Below are 14,252 nucleotides of genomic sequence, written 5' to 3'. Positions count from 1 at the left end.
TGCATGCGCCGCTCGGTGAGCGCCAGCAGGTCGCCCACCGCGGCGGCCGCGTCGAACGAGCTGTCCGCGCCGCCGAGGGCGCCGCCGAGGCTGGCGAGGGTACGCACGACATTCAGGGCGCGCGCGACCTGGTCGTCGAGCGCGCCGTGCGCCCGCGCCGTGCCCGCGGCGCCGGCCTTGCCCGCGCGGGCCAGGTCGTCGAGCAGCCCCACGGTCTCGCGCATCGTCGCGAGCCGGTTGCTCAGCTCGTGCGCGGCCTCCGCCAGGGCCGCCGCGGCGAACGAGCGCAGCGCGCGCTCCACGGCCGCCTCAGTGCCCGGCATGCGCCACCCGTTTCGCCTGCGCGGCGTCGATCTTGGCAATGAGCTCCGGCAGCTCCACGGGCTTGAGGAGCGTCCCGAACGCGTCCAGGCGCACCCCCTCGATCTTGTCGGCGAGGTCGAGGTGGCCGGTGAGCAGGATGACCTCGGCGTGCGGCAGCGCCTGTCGCAGCAGCAGCAGCAGCTCGACGCCGCGCACGCCGGGAAGGTTGAGGTCCAGGAGCACCACGTCGAAGGGCGCGGCGGCCGCCGCCTCGAGGGCCGCGGCGGCGCAGAACGCCGCCTGCGCCTCGTACCCGCGCAGCCGCAGGCGCTCGGCGAGGGCCTCCGCGAACTCGCGCTCGTCGTCGACGAGCAGGACCTTCGCCTTAGGTGGCATCTTGCAGCTCCTGGGCGACGTTGCGCACGGGCAGCTCCAGGGTGAAGTTCGTGCCGACACCCACCGCGCTCTCGACGAGGATCCGGCCGCCGAGCTTCTTCATGATGCCGCGCGAGACGAAGAGGCCGAGACCGGTCCCCTTGCCCTTCTCCTTGGTGGTGAAGAACGGCTCGAACAGCCGCTTGAGCTGCTCGGGGGGGATGCCGGGGCCGTTGTCCGCGACGACGACCTGCAGCCAGCGCTGGTTCTTCGCGCGCGTCGTCAGGCCGATCCAGCCACCGGGGCGCACGGCGTCGATCGCGTTCTTGATGATGTTCACGAGCACCTGCTCGAACTCGATGCGGTCGGTGTGCGCCACCGGCAGCTCCGCGGCGAGATGCAGCTCGAGGCGCGCGTCCTTGGCGCCGCGGTCGCCCTCGAGGTACTCGCAGACCCGGCGCACCTCGGCGTTCAGGTCGACCGGCTCGACCGTGACCTCGACGCGCCGCGCAAAGCCCAGGAGCCGGTGGGTGATCGCGCGGCAGCGCTTGACGCTGTCGAGGATCCCCTCGAGCAGCGGCCCGAAGCGCCCCCGGTTCGCGAAGTCGCCGGAGATGGCGAGGAAGTCCTGGAGCAGCCCGGCCTTCTCGTTGATGACGGCCAGCGGGTTGTTGATCTCGTGGGCGACGCCGGCCGCGACGCGCCCGAGCGAGGCGAGCTTCTCGACCTCGACGAGCTGCTCCTGCTTGTCGTGGAGGTTCTCGACCGCCAGCTCGAGGGAGATCATCGTGTCCTTGAGCCGCTCGCGCATCTGGGTGAAGGAGGCCGCGAGCGAGGCGATCTCCGCGTCGTGGGTCGGGCCCGGGGCGGCCGCGGAGAAGTCGCCCTCGGCGACCCGGTGCATCGCCTCCTCGAGCTGTCGCAGCGGCGAGCTGATCCGGGCCGCCAGCCGGTGCGCGGCGAGGATGCCCGCCGAGAGCAGCACCCCCAGCGTGAGCGCCGCGGCTGCGGTGCCGGCCTCGCCGAGCCCGGCAAAGGCGAGGACGGCGACGAGCGCGCCGCCGGCCAGCGCCGCGACGAAGCCGGCGAAGAACCGCTGGTGAATGCTCAGTCTCACCACCTGCAGCTCACCCCCCGAGCGCCAGCCGGGAACACTCCCGGAACACCTCCTGCCAGCGGACCACGCCGATGAGCTTCTTGCCGTCCTCGAGCACCGGCACCAGCTCGAGCCCCTGCTCGACGATGAGGCGCGCCGCGTCCGCCACCGCGGCCTCCGGCGGGAGGAACGCCTGCGCCTGGCGCATGACGGTCGCGACCGGGGCCTCCGCCGGCGGCTTGCCGCCGTCCGTTCCGCCCGCCCCGGCGCCCGACCAGAGCGGCTCGAGGCCCCTGATGATCTCGCGCAGGCTCGCCATGCCGACGAGGTTGTACTTCTCGTCGAAGACCAGGACGATCAGCGGCTGGACGTGCTTCTCGCCCTGCAGCAGCGTGTTGCGCACGATCCCCGCGGCCTGGCGCAGCGTGAACCAGTAGGGGATGTGGGGGTACTCGAAGACGTCGACCATGATCTCCCGGACGGTGACGGGTGCTGCCATCGCTTTGTCTCCTTTGACGCTGCCGCGGGTCACTTGCGCTCGAACTCGATGAAGAACCGGAACCGCTCCGGCCGCTTGACGGAGCGAGTGTACATGACCTGCGACTCGCCGGCGTAGAAGTACTGCTCCAGCAGCAGCGCCGGGGAGCCGGCGGGGAGACCGAGGACGTCGGCCTCCTCGGGCGCGAGCGCGATGACCTCGATGTAGTCGCGCACGCGGGTCACCCGCACGGCGCAGAGCCGCTCGAGCAGCTCGAGCACCGACTGCTGGCCCTCGAGCGTCTCGGCCAGCAGCGCCGGGCACACGGCGTGCGGCAGGTACGTCTCCTGGAGCAGCACGGGCTCCTCGCCGACGAGGCGCACCCGCTTGACGTAGATGATGTGCTTGTCCTCGGCGACGTCGAGCTTGAGGTCCAGGTCGTCGGTCAGCATCATCACGGTCTGCGCGAGCACCCGCGTCTCGAAGTCGACCCCCGCCTCGAGCATGTTCTCCTTGAAGCTCGTGAGCATCGAGAGGCCCTCGGGGATCACGCGCTTGCAGACGAAGGTCCCCTTGCCTTGGTGGCGGCGCAGGTAGCCCTCGCGCACCAGCTCGGCCACCGCGATCCTGACCGTCGCCTTGCTGACCTCGAAGAGGCGGCAGAGTTCCTCCTCGGTCGGAATCTGCGACTCGACCGGCCACTCGCCGCGCTCGATCTTCCCCTTGATGATCCCGTAGAGCTGAAGGTAGAGCTTCTGCGGGTTCTCGCGGTCAACCTGCGTCTGGGTCTTCGTGTCCGCCATTCCCGTCATTTCTTGCCTCTCTTGGCCCGATGGTTCACCATTACCGGGCCATATTCATAACCATGAATTTGTGAAACACATCAAACATTATAATTATATAACAATGCGAAGTCAATCATTATAAAAATATTCTGCAAGATGCGGACGAAGGTTGGATTTCGCATCAGCGCGACACGCCCTATAATGGCAGCGTGGCAAAGCTGATCGATCTCTTCAGGAAACGGGCCGAACCGGGCGCCCGCGGCGCGGGCCCGCCGGATCCGCTCGCGGAGAAGCTCGCCGCATTCCAGCACCTGCTCGAAGAAAACAACGCCGCGCTCGCGACGATGGCGGATCTGGAAGAGAAACGCTCCGGCGAGTATCTGTTCGATCGCGCCTACCTCAGGACGACGGTTGCGGGACTCTCAGGCGATGTGCGCCATCTCGTCGAGCATCTGCAGACGCTCACGGGTAGCCCCCATCCCGGCCTGCTCAGGGCGCACGCGGCAATCGACGCAGCGGTGAACGAAGCGCTGCGCGGTGCGCGGATAGACATAAGCGGGCCGCCGGTGCTGCGCCTGGCCGAGATCAGCGCCGAGACGGCGCACCTCGCCGGCGGCAAGATGGGGCACCTCGGACGCCTCGCCGCCGACCTCTCGCTGCCGGTGCCTCCCGGCTTCGTCGTCACGGCGGCGGCGTTTGCGCGCTTCATGGCGGACTCGGGCATCCTCGACCAGGTGCGCGCACGGCTGGCGGGACTCAGAGTGGACGCGCTCGAGGACATGGAGCGGGCGAGCGAGGAGATCCGTGCACTCATCGCGGCGGCACCGCTGCCGGCGGAGATCGCCGGCGCGATCAGCGCGGCCGCGGCCGACCTCGCGGACGGGGGAGCCCAGGGCCTCGCGGTGCGCAGCAGCGCGGTCTGGGAGGACGGCGAGTTCAGCTTCGCGGGGCAGTACGCAACCTTCCTCAACGTGCCGGCTGCGCAGGTGCTCCGCCGCTACTGCGATGTTCTCGGCAGCCTCTTCACGCCGCGCGCCATCTTCTACTACCGCACCAAGGGCTTCGCGGAGGAGGAGATGGCCATGGCGGTGGGCGTGATGCGTATGGTCGAGGCGCGCGCGGCGGGCGTGCTCTACACCCGCGATCCGCTCGATCCGGGGCGCGAGGTCATGATCGCCAACGGCGCCTGGGGGCTCGGCACGACGGTGGTCGAAGGCGCGGCGCACACGGACACCTTCACGCTCGACCGGGCTACCGGCGCGGTGGTCGGCCGCAGGATCGTCGAAAAGTCCGTCCGCGAGGTGGCGGACGCCGCCGGCGGCGTGCGCAGCGAGCCCGTGGACGAGGGCGAGCGGGCCGCCTCCTGCCTCACCGACGCCCAGGCCGCGGAGTTGGTCCGCCACGGCGCCACGCTCGAGCGGCACTTCGGGCGTCCGCAGGACGTGGAGTGGGCGCTCGACGGGGCCGGGAAGCTCTGGATCCTCCAGTCGCGCCCGCTGCAGCTGATCGCCGCGACGCCGGCCTCCGCCCCGCCGCGACGGGTGCCGGGGCGGCGCATCCTCATCGAGCGCGGCGTCGTGGCCTGCAAGGGCGTCGGCGCCGGGCCCGTCGTGCTCGTGCGCTCCGACGCGGAGGCCGCTGACTTTCCCGCGGGCGCGGTGCTCGTGGCGCGCACCACGGGCGTCGGCCTGGCGGCGGCGCTCCCGCGCGCCGCGGCCCTGGTCACGGACGTCGGCTCGGCGACGGGTCACCTGGCCTCGCTGGCGCGGGAGTACCGCGTCCCGGCGCTGCTGGACACCGAGAGCGCGACGTCCGTGCTCCAGCCGGGCGCCGAGGTGACCGTCGACGCCTTCAACGGCAACGTCTACGAGGGGCGCGTGGAGGAGCTGCTGCGCCACGCCGCCGGCCGCCGCGAGGTGCTCGAGGGCACGCCGCTGCTGCTGGCGCTCGGGCGGGCGCTCGAGCGGATCACGCCGCTGCACCTCACGGACCCGTCGGGCGAGGGGTTCCGCCCGGACGCCTGCCGGACCTTCCACGACATCACCCGCTATGCGCACGAGAAGGCGATGGACGCCATGTTCGCGCTCGGCGAGGGGCTCGGCGAGGGCGGCGCGCGGGCCGTCGTGCTGCGGGCGGGAATCCCGGTCGCCATCCACCTGCTGGACCTCGGCGGGGGGCTCGCGTCGCGCGGCGGCCGCGCCGTGGAGCCCGAGGCGGTCCTTTCGGTGCCGTTCGCGGCGCTGCTGCGGGGGATGCGCGCGATGACCTGGCCGGAGCCGCGCGCCGCCGACGTGAAGGGCCTTCTCGGGATGATGGCGCACACGGCCACGATCTCGGAGGAGGAGCTGCGCGGCACCGCGGAGAAGAGCCTGGCGCTGGTCGGCGCCAACTACATGAACTTCTCGATCCGCCTCGGCTACCATTTCTCGCAGGTCGAGGCCTGGGTCGGCGAGCGGCTCAACGACAACTACGTGCGCTTCTTCTTCAAGGGCGGCGGCGCGGCGGTCGACCGGCGCCTTCGCCGCGTGCGGTTGATCGCCGAGATCCTCGCGAGCATGGACTTCCAGGTGCGGGTGGCCGAGGACGTGATCCGCGCGCAGGCCGCCAAGTACCGCCGTCCCGCGCTCGAGCGCACGCTCGAGGCGCTCGGGCGGCTCACCGCCTACACCAAGCAGCTGGACATGGCCATGTTCAACGACGCCGTGACCAACTGGTACCGCGACGAGTTCGTGCGCGAGCACCTGAAGCCGGCCGGCGAGCCTGTACCGCCCACCGGCGAAGTGCTAGGATCGGCGGCGGAATGAGCGACGAGAGGGCGCCCGGGAAGCTCGCCTGCGGCCGCTGCAGCGCCGTGTGGGCGAAGACCGGCACGACCAACTGCTGGAGCGGCGACCCGGCCACGGCACCGCCGCGGCCGGCGCACTGCCCCGGGGGCACGGACGCGGATCTCATCGAGGCGGCGTTCGCGACGTACGCCGGCGACGGCGAGGACGCGCGTCTCGCGCTGGCGGCGGGCCGGGTCGAGGGGCTCTGCTACGAGAAGACCCCCGGCACCGGCACCGTGACGGCCCGCTGGACCCGCGTCGAGGACACGATCGCGCTCGCCAAGCTCATGGGCTGGCGCAAGGTCGGCATCGCCACCTGCATCGGCCTGCTGAGCGAGACGGAGGAGCTCTCGCGCATCCTCGCGGCGCAGGGGCTCGAGCCGCTCTCGGTCTGCTGCAAGGCCGGCAGCATCGACAAGCTGCGCCTCGGGCTCGCGGAGCACGACAAGGTGCGCCCCGGCACCTTCGAGCCGGCCTGCAACCCGATCGCGCAGGCCGAGCTGTGCAACCGCGCCGGCACCGACGTGAACGTCATCGTCGGGCTGTGCGTCGGCCACGACATGCTCTTCGCGAAGCACTCGCGTGCGCCGGTGACGACGCTCGTCTGCAAGGACCGGGTCACCGGCCACAACCCGGTCGCGGTCCTCTACGGGCAGCACTTCTATTACAAGAGGCTCCAGAAGGTGCCGCTGGTCGTGCCGGACGGGGAGGGGCGGGAGCCCTAGCCCGGCTGCTCGAGCCGCGAGAGGATCTGCTCGCCGCTCGTGCCGTCGTCCGGGAAGCTCGCGTGCGAGAAGCGCACCCGCACCTGGGGGGCCGTGGTCGCGGCGCGGTGCGCTTCGATCTCCTTCTCGATCGCCGCCTGGATCCGCGCGATCGGGCTCGCCGCCCCGTTCTGCATCTGCGGCAGAATGATGCCGAACGCGCGGTCGGAGATCCGGGCGACGGTGTCGTAGTCGCGCAGCGCGGTGCGGATCGCCTGGGCGGCGCTGCGCACCATCTCCTCCATGGCGCCGTTGCCGGCGGTCTCCGGAGCGGGGGGGAGCACCTCGCAGATGACCAGCGAGATGCGCAGCTGGAAGCGGCGGGCGCGGCTGATCTCCGAGAGCAGCCGCGAGCGGAAGCTCGCGCGGTCGGGGAGGCCGGTCAGCTCGTCGCGCTCGGAGAGCTCGCGGGTCCGCGCCAGCAGGGTGGCGTTCGCGATCGCCTTCTCGACGTAGCGCACCAGGTGCAGGAGCACCTCCTGGTCGTCCGGGCCGAAGCGGGGCGGCACGAGCGCGCTGCCGGGGTCCTTGTTGAAGAGCGTGAGGGTCCCGATCGTCCCCTCCGCGCCGGCAAGCGGCGAGCAGATGAAGGTCCGCACCCGCTCCGCGCAGTCGCTGAAGCGCTCGTCGCGCGCGGCGTCCCGCACGAGCAGGGGCTTGCCGCTGCGCAGCACCGCCTCCGCGGCGCGGGCCTCCAGCCGCAGGATCTCGCGGCTCGAGGCGGCGTCGCGCAGGCCGTGCGCGTCCTTGACGGCGCTCTGGCCGGTCTTCGCGTCGCGCAGCCGCAGCACGCACCCCTCGGACCCCATGATGAAGGAGGTCATCGCCGTCGCGAGCGCCGGCACCTCCTCGAGGCCGAGCGTGGAAACGAGGATGACGCCGAACTCGTTGATCGCCGAGAGGCGGTTCATCCGGCGGGAGAGGATCTCCTCGTCGCGGGCCTTCGCGAGCGCCTCGGCGAAGCGCAGGATGCCGCGCCGGGCGCGGTCCAGGCGCACCGGCGAGATCGACTCGGCCGCCACGCGGGCAACCGTCACCGTGCCGAGCGGACGGTTCCCCGCCGCGAGCGGGACGATGTGCTCCTCGGCGCGGAGCTTCCCGCCGGGGGCGCGGGGGTCCTCGGTGAGCGAGACGATGCGGCGCTCGGCCATCGCCAGGCCCGGGACCGAGCCCTCGGCGGCGAACCGCGGCGGCTCGCCGGAAAACGAGATCCTGCGCGTCGCGCCCCGCAGGATCATCTCGTCGTCCTCCTCCTCGTAGAGGTGGAGGGTCACGTCGGCGCCTTCGAGAAACGTCGAGAGCGTGGCCGCGAAGGCCGGCAGGCAGCGCCCGAGGTCCGTGACGCCGGCGGCGAGATCATCGATGTCGCGCTCGAACTCGCCGATGGTCCTGCGCGCGGCGCGCGACTGGGCGTTTGGCATGGCTGAGAAGCTCCTCCGGGTCCGCTGCTCGTTGCCGAAAGAATTCTCAAGCATTCCCGCGGTCTTGTCAATGCCGGCGTGCGGGGATGGAAAGCAAGTTGCCCGTTGACAAGGCGCGAGACGGTAAGGGATAGTGGGCGCCATGAACGCCAACGGGGAACGCCGCCGCTCGCCGCGCGTCAACCGCGTCTTCCCGATGCGCTACCGCGTCATCCCGGTCGCCGGCAAGAACGGCTACCGCGAGGGAAACGTCCGCGACCTGAGCCTGGACGGCTTGCGCTTCCAGTGCACCGGCGGCCTGCGCCCGAAGGCGGGCCTCCTGCTCGAGCTGATCGTCCCCGGCGAACAGCCGGTGCGCTCGTTCGGGAGGACGGCGTGGGTCCGCGAGCTGCCGGGGCGGGCCGGCTTCGAAGTCGGCGGCAGGTTCGTTGACCAGAGCACCGCGGTCCGGCGGGCCATCGGGCGGCACGTCGGCGTCTGAGCCGCTGCGGTTGCTCCTGCTGGCGCGGTCCCTCGAGGCCGGCGGGGCGGAACGGCAGCTGGTCGAGCTCGCGGGCGGGCTGGACCGATCGCGTTTCGACATCACCGTGGCGGTGCTCTACGACCGCGGTCCCCTGCGTGCCGCGGTCGGGGCGCTTCCCGGCGTCCGGCTCGTCTCCCTCGGCAAGACCGGCCCCTGGGACCTCGCCGGCCCGCTCGCGCGGCTGGTGCGCCTGATCCGCGGCGCGCGCATCGACGCGATCTACGGCTCGCTCGACATCGCCAATCTCTACGCGCTGGCTGGCGGCCGCCTCGGCGGGGCGAAGGTCGTCTTCGGCGTGCGCTCCTCCTACATGGATTTCACGCGCTATGCCCGTTCCGAGGCGCGGGTCTGGCGCATGGCGGCGATGGCGTCGCGCGCGGCGGACCTGGTCATCTACAACTCCTTCGCCGGCCGCGACTACGCGCTGTCGCGGGGGTTCTCGCGGCGCAACGCCGCGGTCGTCTCCAACGGGATCGACACCGGCCGCTTTCGCCCGGACCCGGAAGGCCGGCGCCGCGTGCGGGCCGAGTGGGGGGTCAATCCCGGCGCGCGGCTCGCCGGAATCGTCGGCCGGCTGGACCCGATGAAGGACCACGGGACCTTCCTCCGCGCGGCGGCGCTCGTGCTGCGGGAAGATCCCGGCGCCCGGTTCGTCTGCGTCGGGGAGGGCTCGACGCCGCACGCCGAGGGGCTGCGCGCGCTGGCGGCGCAACTGGGATTGGAGCGGGCGCTGGTGTGGGCCGGCGCCCGTTCCGACATGCCCGCGGTGTACGGGGCGCTCGACGTGCTGGCGCTCTCCTCGCGCGGTGAGGGCTTCCCGAACGTCGTCGGCGAGGCCATGGCCTGCGGCGTGCCGTGCGTGGTCACGGACGTCGGCGACGCGGCGCGCATCGTCGGCGCCGAGGGGATCGTCGTCCCCCCGGAGGACCCGGCCGCCCTCGCGGGGGGTCTGCTCAGGCTGCTGGCCGAGCCGGCGGACGATCGGCGGGCGCGCGGCGCCCGCTGCCGGGAGCGCATCGTCCAGGAGTTTCCGGTAGGCGCGCTGGCCGGGGCGACCGCGCGTGAGATCGAGCGGGTCTGCGGCCGGGCCTGATCGGCGCGCCGCCCGCGTGTCTCAGGGCTCGGCTTGAAGCTGGAAGTCCAGCCGCGCGGTCCCGCCCTCCGGCACCGTCACCTCCAACGTCTGCGGGCGATAGCCGCCCAGAGTGGGGCTGGCGGTCAGGGAGTATGTCCCGGGGGGAAGCGGCCAGGAGTAGCTGCCGTCCGGGGCGGTCAGGCGCAGCATTTCCGGCACGGGGCTCGTGCCGGCGGTCACCGCGATGCCCACCTCGGCCAGCGGAGCGCCGGCGGTGTCGGTGACGACGCCCCTGACGCCGACGAAGGCGCGCACGGGAGGCCGGCGGGTCGCCCCCCCGTCGGACACAGGCTCATCGCCTGCGCCCGCACGCGCGTTGACCGCCATGAGTAGCCCCGCCGCGAGGGCGGCCAGCCCCAGGATGTGCCGCGCGCCATCCATCGTGTCCTCCCCTCGGGTCTGTAAGCGCAAGAGCCCCCGCCCCGCTACCTGCGGGACGGGGGCCCCGTTCGGATCCGGCCGCGCTACGGGTAGACCCAATTCCTCCAGTTGAGCAAGTTGGCGAAGACCGCCGAGGTAATCCTAGTCCCGCTGTTGTACGGCGGCGTCGGGCCGGGCCATGCGGCCGCACCATAGGCGTGGATGCCGACGCCGTAGCAGCACTGCCCCCCCCATGTCTGGTAGATCGGTGAGCCGCTCTGCCCGCCGTAGGTGTCCATCAGGTACCACAGCTTCTTGCCGTACGTCGTGGTCGGGGTACCCCCTGCCAGCACGGCCCCGTTCATGGTCCACATGGTGGCGGCGAGCGTACCGATCTTGTCGCCCGGGTAGCCGCGCACCGTGAAGTAGCCGGGGAAAGAGTTGCTGGTCTGCCACCGGAAGCCGAACCAGCCGGTGGTGTTGCCGATCGCCGTCCCGGCGAGCTGGATCGCCCCGTAGTCGTAGAACTGGCTGGCCGAGCCGGTCCAGCCCGGGGGGCTGAAGACGCGATAACCCCAGCGGTAGCCGTAGGGTGCTGTCGAGCCGTTGCGGCCTGGGTAGGCCTTGATGCTGGTGGCCCAGCCGCCGTCGCCGGCACTGTAGACGCAGTGGCCGGCGGTCGCAACCGTGCGGGGACCGATCATCCAGCCGGTGCACGAGTACGCGGCAGTATTCGGGAAGACCACGTAGAGATAGACGATCGCCCGGCTCGGGTACGTCGTCGTGGTGCCGACCCGAAGGCGGCTGTCGACGCCGATGATGGACTCGGTCTGGAGGCCCAGGTGTTCATCCATCGTGGGCACGTTCAACTCTGCCTCGGGGATCTGCGTTACCCCGCCCGCCGCCAGCATCCCCGAGCCCCTGCTCGGGTAGCTGGCGGTGAACGTCGCCTCCGCCGCGACAGTCAGATTCCCGCCGTCCGAAGCAACGGTGCCGGGATTGAGGGCCAGTTCCTGTGAAAGAGCGATTCCAGCCGAGAACGCCACCGCCAGAAACAAAGTGATCACCGTCAGGAACACCGACCTGCTGCCGACCCTTCTGCTCACGGCATTTCCCTCCCCCTTTTGTGGTCAGGATTAATGATAAGACCATAAACGAAAATTACAAGGGTGGCCGATCCGTGTCAGGCCGAGGGCTCCAGCCGCTCCCTGAGCGTCCGGTTCTCGCGCTGGAGCGCCGCCCAGGCCAGGGCGCGCTCGATCGCGAGCACGATCTGCTCCTTGCGGAAGGGCTTGAGGATGAAGTCGAAGACGCCCTTCTCCCGGACCTCGGCGGCCGCCTCCTCCGTGCCGAACGCGGTGATGATGATCACGGGGACCTCGGAGAAGGCCCGGATCGCCTCGAGCAGCTCGCTGCCGTCAAGGCCGGGCATCTTCAGGTCGGCGATGACAAGGTCGATCCCGCCGCGGCGCACGATCTGCACGGCCTCGACGGGGTTGTTCGTGGTCTCGATGGCGTGCGCCGTCTTCTCGCGCACGATCATGGCGAGCAGCTTGAGCATCCCGGGCTCGTCGTCGACGGCCAGTATCCGTGCCATGGTCATTCCCCTCCGTGTGCGTGCGGGCTGCGGGGTCCTGTCGCTGCGCACCCCCGTCGGTGCTCGCTCCGCTGTGCGCCGCCGGGGGGCCCCCGCTTCGCGCCACCCCTGCGCCCAGTCAGTTCCCCGGATTGTAGCGACTCTTCTCCCGCCGGCACCAGCTCGGAAGGCGGTGGGGGTGCGGCGGGAGGGCTCATTGCGGAGCGCTCGGGTCCCGCAGCGTTCGGACCGGAGTGTCCCCGCAGGGGCGAAACGCACTGTCTGAGCCCGCAGGGCGAGTTGTGCGTTTCGAACGCAGGGCCGGACATGCTGCGGTCGAGCGCGGAGTTCAGAGACCTCACGCCGCACCCCCACCGCCGGCCTTCTCACGCACGACTGCCGGCAGCGTGATGATGAACGTCGTGCCCGGGTGCTTCGACTCCGCGGCGGTCGCCGTCTCCACGGCGATCGTGCCGCGGTGGCGCGCGACGATCCCGTACGAGACGGAGAGGCCGAGGCCCGTGCCCTCGCCGACCTTCTTCGTCGTGAACAGCGGGTCGAAGATCCGCGTGCGCACCTCCGGCGGGATGCCCGGACCGGTGTCCGAGATGAGCACCTCGACGCAGCTGCCCCCCTCGCCGACCCGCGTCTGGACGCTGAGCTCGCCGCCGCCCTCCGTCTTCATGGCGTAGACCGCGTTGTTGATGATGTTCAGGAAGACCTGCTGCAGCTCGTCGGCGTCCCCGCGCACCGGCGGCAGGCCCGGCGCCAGCTCGTGGCTGCGGATCGAGATGCGGTTGACGAGCAGGTAGTTGCCGAGCACCGCGAGGACCGCCTCCAGGCAGGCGTTGACGTCGACCTCGTCCTCGCTGTGCTCCTTGCGGCGCGCGAACGTCAGCAGGTTCTCGACGACCTTGCGCGCCTTGTTGCCGTACGTCTCGATGGTCCGCAGCGCCTCCTCGGTCTCCGACCCCTTCTCCGCCTTCTCGAGCAGCAGGTCGGTGAAGCCGAGGATGACCGTGAGCGGGTTGTTGATCTCGTGTGCCACGCCCGCGGCGAGCGTGCCGAGCGACGCGAGCTTCTCCGTGTTGTAGCTCTGCTCCTCGATGAGCTTGCGGTCGGTGATGTCCCGGGCGATGCCGAGCACCGCGTAGATGTTCCCCTCCTCGTCGAGCAGCCGCCGGAAGTTGGTGTCCAGCCACAGCTCGCGGTCCCCGAGCTTGACCAGGTGCGTGATCTGCCGGCCCTTGCGGCTCTCGAAGACCTCGTCGATGGCCAGCAGCGGCTCCTCGGCCGTCGGACAGGTGAGGAGCTCGGAGAGATTGTGGCCGACGATCTCCTCGGCGGGGCGGCGCAGCAGCTTGGCGCCGGAGGCGTTGATCGAGAGGACCGTGCCGGCGCGGTCGGCGGTGAAGATCGCGTCCCCCGCGTTCTCGACGAGCGAGCGGTAGCGCTGCTCGGACTTGGTCAGCTCCGCGGTCTGGTGGGCGACCTCGCGCTCGAGCTCGTCGGACCAGCGCGCCATGAGCGAGACGATGACGGCCGTGCCGAGCACGAAGACCGCGATGATCACCGCCTGCAGCAGCGTGCCGCGCATCTGGATCGCGTGGATCTGCCCCTCGACCTCCGCGATCGGGGCGACGACCGCGACCGACCAGACGGGCCCGCCCTCCTGGTCGGCCACCCGGATCGGCGCGTAGGCGATGAGCTTGCGGACCTTCCCCTCGACGCCCAGGTGCCACCCCGAGATGTACCAGCTCGTCCCCTCCTTGCCGGCGAGCATGAGCGTCTTCTGGATCTCGTTGATGCGGGCGAACGAGATCGTCGGCATCTTCTCGGCGCGCGCCTCGAAGGCGTTCTTCCCGATGAAGGACGCCTCCTGGTGGTGCAGGAAGGTGCCGCTGCCGTCGATGACCCAGGCGTAGCCGGTCCGGCCCGAGCGGATGTCGCGCGTCACCGCGCCGGTGAGCTCGACGGCGTTGACGACGAAGACGAGCGCGCCGGCGAACGCCCGCGTCGGCGTCGGGTGGGACTCGTCGATCGCGTCCTGCCAGACCGGGTGCACCATGCGCATCAGCAGCACCCCGGGACGGTCCGCGACCGGCGTGACCGGCGTGACGAGGACCTTGTCGCGGTTGGCGGGGTCCGCGGCCCAGAGCAGGTGCAGCGTGTCCTCGGCGTCGGGCGCGGCGCGGCGGTAGCCGGGGCCGTCGTAGAGGTGGACGAGCCCGCCCGGCGCGGTGACGAAGCGCAGCTGCGCCGCCCCGTCGTCCTTCACGCTCATGAACGCGCTCTCGAGGCGCCCGGCGATCGCGAGCCGCTCCTGGTACTGGAGCGCCGGCGCCCGCCCGAGCAGGCGCAGCTCCTTGCGGAGCATGGCGAGGCTGTGGCTGATCTGGCGCGCCGCGTACTGGGCCAGCACCAGCTGCTGCTGGTTGAAGTCCTCCGTCACGACCTCCTTCACCGAGCGGTAGGAGAGCGAGCCGAGGGCGAGGATCAGCACGCAGAGCCCGAAGCTGATGGCCACGACGATCCGCTTGGAGCGGCGCACGAGCCGCGCCGCCACCGCGGTCAGCGAGGCGAGGGTGGTCTGCAGCAGCGCGACCATGAT

Annotated in this window: 14 protein-coding genes; 4 read left to right on the top strand and 10 right to left on the bottom strand. The window is 71.2% G+C overall.

The genetic code is table 11. The features are described 5' to 3' along the window. From VI078_00140 to VI078_00120, 5 genes are all read right to left on the bottom strand, one after another. Window positions 1–323, bottom strand: a 323-nt coding sequence (locus VI078_00140; GenBank protein HEY5997695.1) for a hypothetical protein, incomplete at its 3' end; no start/stop codon positions are given. Further along, the gene (locus VI078_00135) at window positions 310–699 is read right to left on the bottom strand and encodes a response regulator (GenBank protein HEY5997694.1); all 390 of its coding nucleotides are present in this window, start codon (window positions 697–699) and stop codon (window positions 310–312) included. The genes VI078_00140 and VI078_00135, both read right to left, overlap by 14 nt. Next, window positions 689–1,795: an ATP-binding protein gene (locus tag VI078_00130; protein ID HEY5997693.1), complete on the bottom strand. Its 1,107-nt coding sequence runs from the start codon at window positions 1,793–1,795 to the stop codon at window positions 689–691. The genes VI078_00135 and VI078_00130 overlap by 11 nt, the downstream gene beginning before the upstream one ends. Window positions 1,796–1,805: 10 nt before the next feature. Beyond that, window positions 1,806–2,273 (bottom strand): CBS domain-containing protein, encoded by a 468-nt coding sequence (locus VI078_00125; protein ID HEY5997692.1) that lies wholly within the window; start codon window positions 2,271–2,273, stop codon window positions 1,806–1,808. 29 nt (window positions 2,274–2,302) lie between these two features. Beyond that, window positions 2,303–3,064, bottom strand: coding sequence for a GntR family transcriptional regulator (locus VI078_00120; protein ID HEY5997691.1), 762 nt, complete (start codon window positions 3,062–3,064; stop codon window positions 2,303–2,305). Between the two features lie 182 nt (window positions 3,065–3,246). Between VI078_00120 and VI078_00115 the strand changes: the two genes are divergently transcribed. Next, window positions 3,247–5,841, top strand: coding sequence for a PEP/pyruvate-binding domain-containing protein (locus tag VI078_00115; GenBank protein ID HEY5997690.1), 2,595 nt, complete (start codon window positions 3,247–3,249; stop codon window positions 5,839–5,841). Next, window positions 5,838–6,587, top strand: coding sequence for a DUF1847 domain-containing protein (locus VI078_00110; GenBank protein ID HEY5997689.1), 750 nt, complete (start codon window positions 5,838–5,840; stop codon window positions 6,585–6,587). Before VI078_00115 ends, VI078_00110 begins: the two co-directional genes overlap by 4 nt. Here VI078_00110 and VI078_00105 read toward each other — a convergent pair. Continuing rightward, a complete protein-coding gene (locus VI078_00105; protein ID HEY5997688.1) occupies window positions 6,584–8,047 on the bottom strand; it encodes a diguanylate cyclase in 1,464 nt (487 codons plus the stop codon). The two genes, VI078_00110 and VI078_00105, sit on opposite strands and share 4 nt — an antisense overlap. A 142-nt stretch (window positions 8,048–8,189) precedes the next feature. On the opposite strand from VI078_00105, the gene VI078_00100 reads away from it, so the two are divergent. Both VI078_00100 and VI078_00095 read left to right on the top strand, forming a co-directional pair. Continuing rightward, a complete protein-coding gene (locus tag VI078_00100) occupies window positions 8,190–8,528 on the top strand; it encodes a PilZ domain-containing protein (GenBank protein ID HEY5997687.1) in 339 nt (112 codons plus the stop codon). Window positions 8,529–8,538: 10 nt separating this feature from the next. After that, window positions 8,539–9,663: a glycosyltransferase gene (locus VI078_00095; GenBank protein HEY5997686.1), complete on the top strand. Its 1,125-nt coding sequence runs from the start codon at window positions 8,539–8,541 to the stop codon at window positions 9,661–9,663. Between the two features lie 21 nt (window positions 9,664–9,684). Here VI078_00095 and VI078_00090 read toward each other — a convergent pair whose 3' ends face one another. From VI078_00090 to VI078_00075, 4 genes are all read right to left on the bottom strand, one after another. After that, complete coding sequence (locus VI078_00090) at window positions 9,685–10,086, bottom strand: carboxypeptidase regulatory-like domain-containing protein (protein HEY5997685.1); 402 nt, start codon at window positions 10,084–10,086, stop codon at window positions 9,685–9,687. 83 nt (window positions 10,087–10,169) lie between these two features. After that, window positions 10,170–10,919, bottom strand: coding sequence for a trypsin-like serine protease (locus tag VI078_00085; protein HEY5997684.1), 750 nt, complete (start codon window positions 10,917–10,919; stop codon window positions 10,170–10,172). A 329-nt stretch (window positions 10,920–11,248) separates the two neighbouring features. Beyond that, window positions 11,249–11,662: a response regulator gene (locus VI078_00080; protein HEY5997683.1), complete on the bottom strand. Its 414-nt coding sequence runs from the start codon at window positions 11,660–11,662 to the stop codon at window positions 11,249–11,251. Between the two features lie 337 nt (window positions 11,663–11,999). After that, window positions 12,000–14,249 (bottom strand): ATP-binding protein, encoded by a 2,250-nt coding sequence (locus VI078_00075; protein ID HEY5997682.1) that lies wholly within the window; start codon window positions 14,247–14,249, stop codon window positions 12,000–12,002. Between the last annotated feature and the right edge of the window lie 3 nt (window positions 14,250–14,252).

The sequence above is a fragment of the bacterium genome, assembly GCA_036524115.1.
Classification (GTDB): Bacteria; JAUVQV01; JAUVQV01; order JAUVQV01; family DATDCY01; genus DATDCY01.
Note: the sequence above shows the minus strand (reverse complement) of the source record. Positions and strands in the feature narration are given on the sequence as shown.